The sequence below is a fragment of the Streptomyces sp. GLSS-08 genome, assembly GCF_056387915.1.
Genome location: NZ_JBWJAQ010000010.1, coordinates 20,544 through 35,052 on the forward strand (window position 1 = coordinate 20,544; position 14,509 = coordinate 35,052).

Consider the following 14,509-nt stretch of genomic DNA (forward strand, 5'->3'; position numbering starts at 1 on the left):
ACATCAGGTCAGGGCGCCGGCCAGCGCCGCGAGCGGTGCGGGGGGCGGGTCCGGCGGCGGGGCCGCTGGGCGGGGGGAGCCGTACAGGTGCTGGTAGGCGTAGGCGGCCGAAACCATGGTCATGTGGTGGTGCCAGCCGGGGAACGAGCGGCCTTCGAAGTCGAGGACCCCGAACCGCCGGCCGAGTGTGCGCACGGCCGACAGTGCCGAGGTGTGGCCCCGGGCGAGCCCGAGGGTCTCCTCCACCCGGCGCTCCGTGAGCGTGGTGAGCCAGTACCTGGCCGGCTGCCGGCCCTCCGGATCCGGCCGTTCCAGTGCGCGGTACGGACGGGACCCGGTGTCGTCACCGGTCGCTGTTCCCGGCAGCGCCACCCTGCCCGTATGGGTGTGAACCGGTGCGCCCCTGACGCGGCCGCCGGAGCTCTGGCGGAGGATCACATGCGTCTGCCGGGCGCGCCGTACGTCCATGAGCGCGCTCACGGTGGTCAGGACGGGCGCCTGCCCGCCCGCGAACACCGGCTGGTCCGGGGAGACCTCGCACACGACGTCGGCACGCAGCCGGGCGAGGCCGGCGAGGACCCCGACCACGTCGTCGCACCGCGTGAGATCCAGCACCCAGGGCAGCCGCGGAAGCCGGGGCTGTGCGGCCACCTCGGCGGCGTGCCGCACGACCTGGTCGGCGGCGGTGCGCCCGGCCTCGGCGGCCGGGATGCGCGCACGGCGCCTGCGCTCCTGGTCCGAGTCCCACACGCCGCCGAGTACGAGGCTCCAGTCCACCGGGTAGCTCTCGGTGCCCGTGACGAGGAAGAACCCCAGCGCGCGCTGGCAGTTGACGGTGCGTCCGGTCCCGGCGTCGACCCGGCCGTGCACGCCGACCGAGTGCTCGCCCCGCTTGGGGATGACGAGTTCGGCGACGGTCCAGGCGTGCGGTCTCGTACGGGCGGCCACCAGCAGGGCGAGCCGGCGGCGCACCGGAACCCAGTCCCACGGGCTGGCGTTGATGAACTGGTGCAGGCCCCGTGCCGCTGCCGCGGGTAAGGGGTTCGCCCGCGCCATGCGCCGCGGTGTCTTCCTGCCGGACCCGTGGACGAGCCCCCACAGGTACGCCTGGGCCCAACGGCGCTGCTCGGAGCGCTGAAACGTGGGGAAGACGTCGTCCATGAACGTCTGCATGTATGCGCCGCCGCCCGGCTCCCCCGCGCGTACCTCACTTGACGACATCTGACGCTACGCCCCCTCGATACCCGTCACCGAACACATCCGGGTGGATGCATGGCACATACGTACGAGGTGAAAGTACCGCCCTGAACGGAGTTTGCCCGGATCGGCCGTCTACTTTGCCAATTCGCGGGCTGACCTGGGTGAACGCCCTTCGGTCCGGCCCGTCCCAGTGACCCTAGCGGAGCGCGGAAGGGGCTCTACCAGTGGTGAAACCGGGTCACGGACATGTCTGATGAAATATTAACAAGTCGTGAAACCATGATCCAGCTTGCTGTCGGGCGGCCCCGGCGGGCCCCGGGTGACGAGTGACGCACCGCGACCGCCGGGGAGTGAACCACCTCCGGCGGTCGCCCGGGGCGACGTCGCTTCGTCAGGCCGCCGGCTCCGTGGACTCGGCCGCGGCCACCGGCCGGCGGGCGGGGAAACCGGCACGACGGGCGTACAGGACGACCGCGATCACCGGCAGCAGGAGCAGCAGAACCGTCCAGGGAAAGGACTCGCTGCCGGCCGCGTCGAGCAGGATGCCTCCGAGGATGCCTCCGCCCGCCATCGCGACGTTCCAGAGCGTCACGAGCATCGCCTGAGCCGCGTCGGCGGACTCACCGCCGGCGTCCCCCGCCGCGGTCTGGAGCACCGTGGGCACCCCGCCCCAGCCCAGACCCCACAGCACCGCGGCGACGTAGACGAGGGCGGTCGAGTCGGAGAGGACGGCGAGGAGCGCGGCGGCGACGGCGACGAGCACGGCGCTGCCGATACCGAGGGCGCGCAGCCGGCGGTTGATCTGCGCGCCGGTGATCCAGATGCTCGCCAGCGACGCGGCGCCGAAGACGAGGAGCACGAGGCCGGTGCTGTCGCCCAGACCCAGGTCGTCGAGGTACGTGGCGATGTACGCGTACAGGATGGTGTGCGCCAGGACGAAGACGAGCGTGACGAAGAGGACGGGGGTGACTCCCGGAATACGCAGGGTGCGCAGCATCTTCGGCCGCTCGCCGCGCCCCTGGCCGGGGAAGTCCGGTACGGCCGCGACGATCCACCCCAGAAGCAGCAGCGTGAGGCCCGTCATCGCGAGGAACGCCACGCGCCAGCCGAGCCAGTCACCGAGGAAGGTACCGGCGGGGACGCCGAGGGAGAGCGCGACGGGAATGCCCGCCATGGCGATGGCGATCGCCTTGCCCTGGAGGTGGGCGGGGGCCATGCGCCGGGCGTAGCCGGCGAGCAGGGCCCAGGCGAGACCGGCCGCGACACCGGCGACGAAGCGCGCCGCCATCGTCAGCTCGTAGACGGACGACACGGCCGTCACGGTGTTGGCGAGGGCGAAGCCCGCCATGGCGGTGAGCAGGAGCTTCCTGCGCCGCCAGCCTGCCGTGGCCGCGGTCAGCGGGATCGCGGTCAGGGCGGTGCCGATCGCGTACACCGTGACGGTCTGACCGGTCGCGGACTCGCTCACTGCCAGGTCCCGGCTCATCGCGGGGAGCAGACCGGCGGGGAGGGTCTCGGTGAGGCTGGTGATGAAGACGGCGGTGGCCAGGGCGAGCAGGGCGAGGAGCGGCAGGTTCTGCTGTCCCTCGCCCTCGCTCTGCGGGTTCGTTGCCGCCGCGGCTGAGGGCGCCGTGTCGGGTGCGGTGCTCATGGCGTGTGCTCCAGGTTTTCCGGATGGGGACGGGGGACGGGGCGTGCGGGGACGGTGGCGGCCGGAGGGCGACCGGTCACGGGGAGCCGAGCCCGCCGTCGACGGGCAACCGCACTCCCGTGGTGAACGTCGCCTCCGTGGCCAGGAAGAGCGCGGCGCGGGCCACCTCCTCGGCGGCGCCGAGCCGGCCCAGCGGAGGCAGGGGCAGGGCGCCGGCACCCGGCGCCTCGATACAGCCCGGGGCGACCGCGTTCACCCGGATGCCCCGGGAGGCGAGCTCGGCGGCGAACTCCCGTACGGCGTCGGGACACGGGGCCGGGGCGGTGAGCACGATCGCGCTGCCGTCCTCGAGGTGCGGCAGCAGGGCACGCGCGGTGGCGACGGCGTCGGAGAAGAGAAGGTCGACTCCACCCTCGCCGGTGCCTTCGGATCCGGTGCCCGCCTGTGCGGCCAGGGCGGCCTCGACGGCGGACGGAGCGACGACGCGGGCGGCGGAGCCCAGTTCGGCGACCGCCCGATCGCGTTCGCCGGCGGTGCGGGCCGTCAGCACGACCGAGGCCCCGCCCTCCACGAGCCGTTTGGCGACGGCCAGGCCGATGCCGCCGGTTTCACCGACGACCAGGGCCCGTCTGCGCGCGTACTTGGCCATGGCTGCCGCTCCCTCCGAAGGTGTCCGTTCCTCGCCGGTGGGTGATGCCACCCACGGGAACGACTCTGTGCCCTGACGCTTCGGGGAACCTTCCGGAAACCTTCGGAACGCCTGACGGCCGGCCGACGGTGCCGCCGAACGGCTGCCGGGTGCGCCTTCCGGAACATGTACGGTGGTGAGCATGCGGTTTGGGGTGCTCGGGCCACTGGTGGTGTGGGACGCCGAGGGACGGGAAGTCACAGTCCCCGAGGCCAAGGTCCGGGCGCTGCTGGCAAACCTGCTCGCGAACGACGAGGGACCCGTCTCCGCCGACAGGCTCATCCACGACCTGTGGGGCGACGTCCCTCCGGGAAGACCTCTGGGGGCCCTTCAGGCGAAGGTCTCCCAACTGCGCCGGGTCATCGGCCGCGACCGGGTGGTGCGGCAGCCGCCCGGCTACCGGCTACGGCTCGACCACGGCGGGGACGAGGTGGACGCCCAGCGCTTCCACGCCCTGGTGACCCGGGCCGGATCCGTCCGGGACCCCCGCGCCCGGGCCGCGTTGCTCACCGACGCCTTGGACCTGTGGCGCGGGCCGGCGTACGCGGACTTCGCGGACGGCGGGTTCGTACGGGCTGCCGCGCAGCGTCTCGCGGAGCAGCGCCTGTCGGTGCTGGAGGAGCAGGCGGAGGCGCGCCTGGAGGCGCAGGACCACGCTCTCCTCGCGGGGGAGCTCGCCGGCCTCGTGGCCCGTCATCCGCTGCGGGAGCGGCTGCGCGCCCTTCAGATGCGGGCCCTGTACGCGGCGGGGCGCCAGAACGAGGCGCTCGCCTCGTACGACGACCTGAGATGCCGGCTCGTCGAGGAGCTGGGGGTCGACCCCAGTCCCGAACTGACCGCCCTGCACGTGGCGTTGCTCCGTCAGGATCCGGAACTGAGCGCGGACGTCCCCGGGACGGTGGCGACGGCCCGCGCGTCCGCGACGGTGACCGTGGACACCGTGCCCGGCACGGACACCCCGGGCACCGCGGACGCGACGGACGGAGCGGGACCAGGCTCGTGCTCCAACCTCCCCGTCCCTCTCACCCCCCTCATCGGCCGCAGGCAGGCCCTCGACGAGCTCTCCCGACTCCTCGCGGAGAAGCGGCTGGTGACCCTCACCGGCCCCGGCGGCGTCGGCAAGACCCGGCTCGCCGTGGCGGCGGCCATCGCCGAGCGGGACACCACACCGGCCGGTGAACCGACCGACGGTGTATGGCTCGTGGAGTTCTCCGGCATCCGCGCCGACACGGCCGCCGACCTCGCCCAGGTCGTCGCGGTCACGCTCGGCATCCGGGACGACGCCCCACGGTCGGCGCCGGGCACCGGCACCGCCACCCCCTCCCTCCCGCACCGCCTCGCCGCGGTCCTGCGCGACCGCCGCACCCTGCTCGTCCTGGACAACTGCGAGCACGTCGTCGACGCCGCCGCCGAACTCACCGAGCTGCTCCTGCGCACCGCGGCCGGCCTGCGCGTCCTCGCCACCGGGCAGCAGCCCCTCGGTCTGGCGGGCGAGGCGATGGTCTCCGTCGAGCCCCTGCCGCCCGCGGACGCCGTCCGGATGTTCATGGAGCGGGCGGCCGCCTCGACCCCCGGCTTCCCGCGCGACCCGGACGCCCCGGACGAGGCCGAGCGCCGCGCCGTCGCAGAGATCTGCCGCCGTCTCGACGGCATCCCTCTCGCCCTGGAACTCGCCGCCACCCGCGTGCGGGCCCTCGGCGTGACGGGCCTGGCGGCCCGGCTCAGCGACCGCTTCCGCGTGCTGACCTTCGGGCAGCGGGGCGCGCCCCCGCGCCAGCAGACACTGCGGGCGGTCATCGACTGGAGCTGGGAGCTGCTCAGCGCGCCCGAGCGCATGGTCCTGCGCCGCCTCGCCGCGCACAGCGACGGCTGCGACCTCGACGCCGCCGAGGCGGTCTGCGCGGGTGACGGCGTCACCCCGGAGGAGGTGCTCGACCTCGTCACCCGGCTGGTCGACCGCTCCCTGGTGGTCGTGGTGGACGGGCCCACCGGCCCCCGCTACCGCCTCCTGGAGTCCGTCGCCGCGTACGCGACCGAGCAGCTCCACGAGATGGAGGACTTCACCGCCGTACGGGACCGGCACCTGCGCCACTACCGCGCTCTCGCCGAACACGCCGAGCCGCAGCTGCGCGGCGCCGGGCAGCGGCCCTGGCTGGCCCGTCTGGACGCCGAGGCCGGCAACCTGCGCACGGCGCTCGAGGAGGCGCTGCGCCGCGCGGGCGCGGGCGAACCCGCAGAGGCGGTCCGGCTGACCACCGCGCTGGCCTGGTGGTGGCTCCTGCGAGGCCGTCTCACCGAGGCCCGCCGCAGCCTGGGGTCGGTGCTGACCGCATATCCCGACACGTCCGCCCCTGGCGAACTCGTGCTTCTGCACACCGCGTTCGCTCTGTTCACCGGCGATCACACGGCGGCCGCCGCCGCGAGTACGCGCGCCGCGGGGGAGGGCGCCCCCGCCACGGGAAGCCGCCTCACCGTCACCGGCGACGCCGTCCCCGACCCCGTACGCCGCGCGCGGGCCCTGTGGCTCTGTGCGTACGGCCTGTTCAGCGCGGGTGACACAGCCGAGGGCCACGAGCTGAACACCCGTGCCCTCGCCCTGTTCACCGCGGCGAAGGACCAGTGGGGCACCGCCGCCGCGCTCGGTCTCCGCGCGACACTCGCGCTCGTCTGCGGCGACCTTGCCGCACTCGGCCGCGACGGGCTGCGAAGTGCCCAGCTCTTCCACGAACTGGGCGACCGCTGGGGCGAGTTGCAGACCGTGTCCCCGCTGGCCGCGCTCGCCGAGATCAAGGGCGCGTACGCGGACGCGGAGCGCCGCCAGCACGAGGGACTGCGGATGGCCCGGGAGCTGGGTCTGGAGGCCGAGGTGTCCGCGCGGCTCTCCGGGCTGGGCCGCCTCGCGTTGCTCGCCCGTGACTGGGACCGCGCCCGTGACCTGCACGAACAGGCACGCCGGATCGCGGCTGAGCAGGGCTACAAGTACGGCGAGATCCACTCCGAGATGGGTCTCGCCCTCGGTGCGCGCCGCTCCGGCGACCTCGACCGGGCGGAGGCGCACCTGCTGCACATTCGCGACGGCTACGCAGACGTGTCGTCCCGGGCCGGCGACCACCTGCTCCTGGCCGAGCTGGGCTTCGTCGCCGAACTCCGCGGCGACGCGCGCGGGGCGGCGGCTCGCCACCTGGAGGGGCTGGACGTCGCCCGCGCCCTCGCCGAGCCCCGCGCGCTGGCTCTCTCCCTGGAGGGTCTCGCGGGCGCGGCGGTCTCGTCCGGTCAACGGCCCGCCGCCACCTGCGCGGCCGTCCTCCTGGGCGCGGCGGCGGCCGCCCGCTGCCGCGCCGGAGCCCCACTGCCGCCCGCCGAACGCGCCGACGTCGACCGGATCACCGCTGCGACGCGGACAGCCCTGGGCGACCGCGCGTTCACGGAGGCGTACGACCGTGGCTCACGGCTGTCCCCCGAGGAGGCGGCCGGCGAGGCCCGCGCGGTGCCGGCCCCGGCCCGGGACTCCGCCTCCGCATGACGACCGGTCGGGGACGGGACGAGCCGCGAGGAGGACCGATGCCGGCCGGGGCACTCGTGCGGCCGCGTCGGTCGCCCACGTCCGCGATGTGCGCGCGACCGGGACCAGTGGCATCGGTGAGGATCTGCCCGGCTGCCGCCCGGCGACGTCCGACGTCCGGGACAACCCGGAGGGACTGTCGGCGAAGGTGATCCGGGAGGCGGCCGAACGGAGCAGGGAACGGCTGGGCACGGACCGGCTCGACCTGCTGTACGCCCACATCGAGGACCGGACGGTCCCGCTGCGCGAGACCGTCGAGGGGTTCGCCGAACTGGTGGCCGAGGGGACCGTCGGACTGCTCGGGGTGAGCAACCACGCCGCCTGGCGCGTCGAGCGGGCCCGCGCGCTGGCCGCGAGCGAGGGACTGCCCGGCCATGAGGTGCTGCAGTACCAGCACAGCCACCTGCGGCCCCGCACCGACGTGCCCGACGCGCTCTTCGAGGACGGCAGCCTCGGCGGAGCCACCCCGGACCTCCTCGGCTACCTGAGGGCCGAGCGAGGGCTGACGCTCGTCGCCTACTCCCCGCTCCTGGGCGGCGCCTGCGTACGGGACGACAAGCCCCTGCCGCCCGACCACGACCACCCCGGCACACCCGCCCGCCTCACGGTGCTGCGGGACGCGGCCAGGGAGACGGGAGCGACGCTCAACCAGGTGGTGCTCACCTGGCAGATCGGCGGCGCGCTGCCCGTGCTCCCGCTGGCCGGGGCGTCCTCGGTGGCCCAGCTGGACGAGAACCTGGCCGCCGTCGGCCTGGAACTGACGGCGGATCAGCGCGCCCGGCTGGACGCGGCGCACTGACCGTCCGGTCCCGGCGCCGGAGTCTGCCACGACGCATCGCCGGGAGACGGGGAGCGGGGACGGCGTCCGTCAGTGCCGCCGCGCCCTCCGCTCGGACCGGCACGTGGTGAGCAGAAGCGCGATGTCGTCGGGACGCTCGGCGGCGCGCCGGGCCTCCTCGGTGAGCCGGTTGGCCGTCCCGGCCAGCGAGGGGCCCCCGGGCCGTGTGTGCGGGGCACCGGCCTGGGACAGGGCCGTGCGCAGGTTCGCGATGCCCTCGTCGATGTCCCGGCCCGGCCTTTCGACCAGCCCGTCGGTGTACAGGGCCAGTACGGCGTCGGGCTCCAGGAGCAGGTCCGTCACCGGATACACGGCGCCCGGGTCCACTCCCAGCACCACCCCGCCCGGCAGATCCAGCACCTCGGTACGGCCGTCGGGGTGACGCAGCAGGGGCTGCGGGTGGCCGGCGCGGGCGGCCCTGGCCCGTCCCGTGCCCGGATCGAGCCGGATGTAGCAACAGCTGGCGAACTGTCCCGGATCGAGGTCGATGAGCAGCCGGTTCGTGCCGCTCATCACCTCGTCCGGGGGCCGGTCGCCGAGCGCGAACGCCCGTACCGCGCTGCGCAGCTGACCCATGGTGGCCGCCGCCTGGACACCGTGCCCCTGCACGTCGCCGATGACCAGCGCGAGCCCGTCGCCCGCCTCCACGACGTCGTACCAGTCGCCGCCCACATCCATCCCCTGGGTGCCCGGCAGATACCGGCCCGCCGTCTCCACCAGCGGATGCGCGGGCAGGCGGTGCGGCAGCAGGGCCTCCTGGAGCCCCCGGGCGAGGGCGGCCTCGGTGTCGTAGCGCCGGGCGCGTTCCAGGGCTTGGGCGATCAGTCCGGCCAGGGCGGTCAGCACCGTGCGTTCCTCGGCGCTGAAGGCGCGCGTCCGGTCGAAGCCCAGGATGCAGGAGCCGACCGGCCGACCGGAGGCGATCAGCGGCAGGAAGGCCCGGGCGCCCTCCATGGCGTCCAGCGGGATGCCCGGGTACGCGGCCGCCAGTTGCGCCATCGACTCGAAGAAGAGGGGACGGCCGCTGGTGAGCGTATCGACCCCCGGCAGACGGGTGTCGAGGCCGACACCGTCGAACGGCGCGAGGAACCCCGTCGGGAAGCCGGTCTCCCACGCCAGGTACAGATGCCGCTCCTGCAACAGGTAGATGGCCAGCCGACGGCCGCCGAAGGCGGGCAGCAGCTCCCGCATCACCACCTCGGACACCTGGCGTGCCGTCACCGCCTCGGTCAGCGCGATGGCGAGGACGATGGGACGGTACTGGGCCGGGGCCGAGGTGATCCCGTCCGCGGATCCGTCTCCCGCGACCTCGTCGGCGCTGAGCTGCCTCGCGTCCATCGGGGCGGACTGCGCCGCGGAGGCCGCTCCCCCCACCGGCACCACCTTGCAGGCCAGACTGTCCGGGCCCGGATGGACGGACAGCGCGAGCCACTCGTCCTCGTCCTGCGCCGACCGCCCGCGGCCGGGGCCGCCGGACGGACGTCTGACCTGGAAGTGCACCGACCCCGGCGACAGCAGGGCACCGCGCAGATGATCCTCGTACCGGGGACGGTCCAGCCACGGCACGGCCTCCCACAGCGGCCGCCCGAGCAGCTCCGGGAGGGGCCGGCCCAGCAGCTCGGCGGCGCGCGGGTTGGCGTAGGTGACCGTCCCCAGCCGGTCGAGCGCGAAGACGCCCTCCGTGAGCAGGTCGGCCGCCTCGGCGGCGGCCGCTCCCGGGCCGGGATCGATCACGAGACCGTTCACCCGGCGGGAGCGCGGCGCCAGACCCGCGGCGCCGGCGGCGGTCCACAGCTCCAGCAGCCGCCGCCCGCCCGCCACCCCACGCACGGACAGCGGCACGGACGGGGGACGGCCGGTGGCCGTCTCGCGCAGGGCGGCCAGCAGCCGCCCCGCGTCGTCGGGGGTCACCGCCGCGGCCAGCGCCTCCGGCGTTCCCGCGAAATCCTCGGGGCCGGTACCCAGCAGGTCCCACAGCGCGTCGTCCCCGGTCACCATGGCGTTCGCCGGATCCCAGGTGAAGCGTCCGAAGCGGGCCGGGGAGGTGCCCAGCGCCGGCGGCCGCACACACAGCGGCTCACGGTCCCAGGTCACCCCGGGGCCGTCCTCCAGCGACAGCAGGGCGGTCCCCAGCCCCTCCGCGACCGCCGTCATCCGGTCCAGGTCCAGCACCGCCTCCGGCGGGTCCGGGACCGACGGATGCAGCACCGTCAGGACCCCGAAACAGGTCGACGCGCCCACTACGGGGACGTACGCGGAGCCGAACTGGAACGGCAGGCCCGCGGCGAGCTGCGGATAGCGCCGCATCGTCTCGGTGGCGTCGGCGAGCAGCACGTCCGTGCCGAGCCGGTGGGCGTCGGCTACCGGGAAGGGCCGGTCCACATGAATACGCCACCAGGGGCGGAACAGCGGTCCCGGCAGTCCCGCGAGCACCGCCAGCTTCAGCAGCCCGGGCGTGCGCGAGCGCAGATAAACGCCGCCCGCGTAACCGCCGACCGCCCGGATCGAGTCGGCCACGGCGCCATGGAGCAGCGCGGTCAGCCGTTCCTGCGCCTGCTCCGTACGGTCGGCGCTCCCAGTCATCGGTCTTTCCTCGTCCGCGCAGCACCTGGTCGGTAACACAGCAAGAATGCGCTTCTCCGCCCCGACCGCGCACCTCGGCGCCCTCGGCCGTGACCTCCCTAGGGTCGCCGGTAGAGGGTGATGGAGTGACCGACGTCGTCCACGGGCCTGCTGCCGGCGAGCAGCTCGGCGAGCCGGCCCTCCGCCTTGGCGGCGGCGGAGTCGGACACGACGAGCAGCCCGTGCACGGACGCCGGGGGCACCTTGCGCGGATCGGAGGCCCGGATCCCGTAGAAGGCGGGCACGCCGCTGCCCTTGTAGACCAGCCAGACCCGCTCCCCGGGATACCGCGTCCGGAGCCGGTCGGCGAGCCGCCCCAGATCCTGTCCCCAGTCGACGTTCGAGTCGTGCAGCCGCAGCCGGGTCCTGGCGGGCCCGCCGAACGCCTCGTTCGAGTACGGCAGGTAGTACGGGTACGTCAGCAGGGAGCTGACCGCGACGAACGCGACCAGTGCCGCCGTCACCGGCTGCGACCACCGTCGGCGCCACACGGTCACCGAGGCCGCCGCGACGGCGAGGAACACCGGCAGGAAGATCGCATAGCGGACGCCCAGGTCACGGGAGCCGAGCATGGCCGCGCCCAGCAGGACGGTGGGACAGACCAGCACGTACGGGGCCGCGGCGCGCAGCCGCGGGACGGCCACGAGCGACGCCGCACCGGCCGACCACAGCGCGAGCATGCCCAGCGGCGTCTTGATCAGCAGCGCCACGGGCAGGTAGTACCAAAGGGATCCGCGGTAGTGCCGGCCGAGCAGGAACCCCTCCCACGTGGCGTACTCGAAGCCGAACTGGATCCGCATGCCGTCCCGGTACGGCCGCGGGAAGGGCAGCCGGCCGACGATCAGCCCGCGCGCCCCGTGGACGTCCGGCACACCGGCCGGCGCCGTCCACCGCAGGCGCGGATCGACGGCGAGGTAGGCCGCCCACACCACGGCCACCGCGACCAGGGCCACCCCGGCCGCCCACACGACCCCCACCCCCAGGCGCCGGGCCCGCCCGCGGGCACCTGACGCGCGGTCGCCCTGCGCCGCCCACACCGACCCGACGACCAGGCACAACACCACCGGCACCGCCGCGAGCACGCTCATCCTGGTCGCCAGAGCCGCGCCCAGCGCCAGGGCGGCCGGGGGCAGGCACAGCCCGGGCCGGCGCCGCGCCCGCCACACCAGCCACACCGAGGTGAGCAGGAAGCCGGCCGCCGGAACGTCGAGCGTGGCCAGCGATCCGTGGGCGATGAGGTCGGGCGAGAACGCGTACAGCGCCAGCGCCACAAGACCGCCCCGGGGGCCGGCCAGATCACGGGCGAAGGCGAAGACCACCAGCCCGCACAGCAGCGTCAGCACGATCACCGGCAGCCGCGCCCACAGCAGCAGCCGCCCGGGGTGGTTGCCCGACTCGTACAGCAGATGCCGTCCCAGCGCCGTCTGGCCGCCGGTGAAACCGGGGTCGAGATGCGGGCGGGCGAACGCCAGACCCGATCCGATGAGCAGCTTGCCCAGCGGAGGATGCTCCGGGTTGTAGCGCAGGCTGTGCTGCTGCACGTAGACCACCGCCGTGCCCGCGTACACCGGCTCGTCGATCGTCGGCGTCTGCCGCACGGCCGTCGAGACCATCGCGAACGCCATCTCCGCGAGCAGGGCGAGCACGGCCAGCGGCAACAGCCACCGCCGGTGGCGCCGCGGCCGAATCACCGTCCCGGCCGCGGGGGAGCCCGGTACGGGGGCGGGTGTCGTCCGCGCGCCGTCGCCGGGACCGAGCACGGTGGGTCCCGGGTTCATCGCCCGCGCACCCCGATGAGCGTTCCGGCCACGTCGCCCCTTCCTCCGCCCGCCAGGGGTGACGACCTCACGGCGTCATCTGCCCGCCCTTGGTACGCGGTTCCGCCCGGAACGGTTCAACCCGCCCGGCGGCACGAGGAGATGCGACCGACGCGTCCCTCGCGGGAGCGGACCCGCCCGCGCGCGGATCACCGGAACACGTTGTCCGACTCCTCCCAGATCGAGGGATCGCCCCGCATGTACTCCCGCGAAGCCCTCGAGGACGTCTGGTACATCGCGTCGATCTCGGCGGCGAAGCGGTGCACGATCGCGTCCCTGCGCAGTTTCATCGACGGCGTGAGCAGGCCGTTGGCCAGATCGAAGGGCTCCGGGAGGACGCGGAAGACGCGGATGGACTCCGAGCGGGACACGGTGCTGTTGGCCGCGGCGACGGCCCGTCTGACCTCCTCCCGCAATTCGTTCTCCTCCCGCACCTCCCGGCCCGGCGTCTCCCCCTGGAGCGTGCGGGCCGTGCGCCAGTGCGCGAGGAAGGCGGGGTCCAGCGTGATCAGGGCACCCACGCAGGGCCGGTTGTCACCCACGACCACGGCCTGATGGATCAACGGGTGGACGCGCAGCCGCTCTTCGAGCAGTGCGGGCGCCACGCTCTTGCCGCCGCTCGTGATGACGATGTCCTTCTTGCGGCCCGTGATGGTCAGATACCCCTCGGCGTCGAGGCGGCCGATGTCCCCGGTCGCCAGCCAGTCGTCGAGGAACGAGGCGGCCGTGGCCCCCGGGTCGTTGACGTATCCCCGGAACACCGACGGTCCCCGGACGAAGATCTCCCCGTCGTCGGCGACGTGGATGTCGGTGCCCGGCAGCGGGCGGCCCACGGTGCCGAGCTTCTCCCGGCCCACGGGCTGTGCCGTGACCCCGCCGCTGGTCTCCGTGAGGCCGTACCCGTCGTGGACGAGGATCCCGATTCCCGCGTAGAACAGGGCGAGTTCACGGTTGAGGGGAGAGCCGCCCGAGACGGCGCCGCACACCCGGCCGCCGAGCGCGGCGCGGAGCTTGCGGTACACCGTCTTCTCGTAGAAGGCGTGCTGCAGCCGCAGATCGAATCCCGGCGCCGGACCGGTGCCCAGCCGGTGCCGCTCGGTGACCGTCGCGAAGTCCGTCGCCGTGCGGGCCGCCCGCTCGAACAGAGCGCCGTGCCCGGCTTGTTGCGCGGTCCGCAGGAAGTTCTTGTAGATCTTCTCGAAGACGAACGGGACGGCGTACAGGTACGTGGGCCGGAAGGATCGCAGTGCTGCGGAGAGCGCGCCCTCGCTCAGGTCGGGTTCATGACCCAGCAGCAGCCCGCCGCGTATGCAGAGCCCCTGGACCATGAGGCCGTACACGTGGGAGAAGGGCAGGAAGGCGAGGACGGCCGGCTGTTCCCCGGCAGGCGCCGCGGTGTGGCCCCAGCCCGCAAGCAGGGTGTCGCAGGGGCTCGCAAGGCCCCGGTGGGACAACGCGCATCCCTTCGGCTGCCCCGTGGTGCCGGAGGTGTAGGCGATGACCGCGGTCGAGTCGGGCGGCACGATCCGCCGCAGCGAGTCCACCGCCATCGGGGGAATGGCACGTCCCCGCTCGACCAGGTCCGCCACTGCCCCGCCGTCCAACTGCCATACGTGGCGCAGCCGGGGCAGTGCCGCGCACGCCGAGCCGACCGTCATGACGCCGCTCTCGTCCTCGACCACCACGGCGACGCACTGTGCGTCCTTGAGGATCCACGCGACCTGGTCGTGCGAGGAGGTGGGGTAGATCGGCACGATCTCGGCGCCCAGACACCACAGGGCGTGGCTGAACACGGTCCACTCGTAGCGCGTGCGCGCCATGATGGCCACGCGGTTGCCGGGGGAGATGCCGGAGGCGATGAGTCCCCTGGCCAGGTCGACGACCTCGTCCCGCAGCCGCGCCGCGGTCACCGGCGTCCAGGACGCGGCGGAACCGTCCGCGCGACGCGCGACCTGACGGAGACCGGGGGTACGGAGCGCCGTGTCGAAAAGACTGTCGGCCAGTCCTCCCTGCACGGGGGCCGTGACCACGGGAGGAAGATCGAACTGGTGCATGCGCCGCTCCGCAATTCTCCGCGACGTGACCTCACCGAGAGGCGCTGGGTCGAGGATCTCGAATGTAGCCCACGGCG

7 protein-coding genes and 1 pseudogene are annotated in these 14,509 nt (G+C 74.0%); 2 read left to right on the forward strand and 6 right to left on the reverse strand.

Going from position 1 to position 14,509, the window contains the following annotated elements; all coding sequences use genetic code 11:
* Positions 1 to 3: 3 nt before the first annotated feature.
* The 3 genes from AC0ZLC_RS19050 to AC0ZLC_RS19060 form a co-directional block, all read right to left on the reverse strand.
* Positions 4 to 1,221, reverse strand: coding sequence for an IS701 family transposase (locus AC0ZLC_RS19050; protein ID WP_476753165.1), 1,218 nt, complete (start codon positions 1,219 to 1,221; stop codon positions 4 to 6).
* Positions 1,222 to 1,591: 370 nt separating this feature from the next.
* Entirely contained in the window at positions 1,592 to 2,851 is a 1,260-nt protein-coding gene (locus tag AC0ZLC_RS19055; RefSeq protein WP_476753166.1) for an MFS transporter, read from the reverse strand.
* Between the two features lie 76 nt (positions 2,852 to 2,927).
* Positions 2,928 to 3,500 carry an SDR family oxidoreductase gene (locus AC0ZLC_RS19060; RefSeq protein WP_476753167.1) on the reverse strand — a complete coding sequence of 191 codons (573 nt, stop codon included), beginning with the start codon at positions 3,498 to 3,500 and terminating at the stop codon, positions 2,928 to 2,930.
* Positions 3,501 to 3,681: 181 nt separating this feature from the next.
* Between AC0ZLC_RS19060 and AC0ZLC_RS19065 the strand changes: the two genes are divergently transcribed.
* Both AC0ZLC_RS19065 and AC0ZLC_RS19070 read left to right on the forward strand, forming a co-directional pair.
* Positions 3,682 to 7,062: a BTAD domain-containing putative transcriptional regulator gene (locus AC0ZLC_RS19065; protein WP_476753168.1), complete on the forward strand. Its 3,381-nt coding sequence runs from the start codon at positions 3,682 to 3,684 to the stop codon at positions 7,060 to 7,062.
* A 157-nt stretch (positions 7,063 to 7,219) separates the two neighbouring features.
* Positions 7,220 to 7,900, forward strand: a pseudogene (locus AC0ZLC_RS19070) (aldo/keto reductase); the annotation flags it as partial.
* Between the two features lie 69 nt (positions 7,901 to 7,969).
* Here AC0ZLC_RS19070 and AC0ZLC_RS19075 read toward each other — a convergent pair.
* The 3 genes from AC0ZLC_RS19075 to AC0ZLC_RS19085 form a co-directional block, all read right to left on the reverse strand.
* A complete protein-coding gene (locus tag AC0ZLC_RS19075) occupies positions 7,970 to 10,522 on the reverse strand; it encodes a SpoIIE family protein phosphatase (protein ID WP_476753169.1) in 2,553 nt (850 codons plus the stop codon).
* Positions 10,523 to 10,620: 98 nt separating this feature from the next.
* Entirely contained in the window at positions 10,621 to 12,339 is a 1,719-nt protein-coding gene (locus tag AC0ZLC_RS19080) for an ArnT family glycosyltransferase (protein WP_476753170.1), read from the reverse strand.
* 188 nt (positions 12,340 to 12,527) lie between these two features.
* Entirely contained in the window at positions 12,528 to 14,432 is a 1,905-nt protein-coding gene (locus AC0ZLC_RS19085; RefSeq protein ID WP_476753171.1) for an AMP-dependent synthetase/ligase, read from the reverse strand.
* Positions 14,433 to 14,509 lie beyond the last annotated feature (77 nt).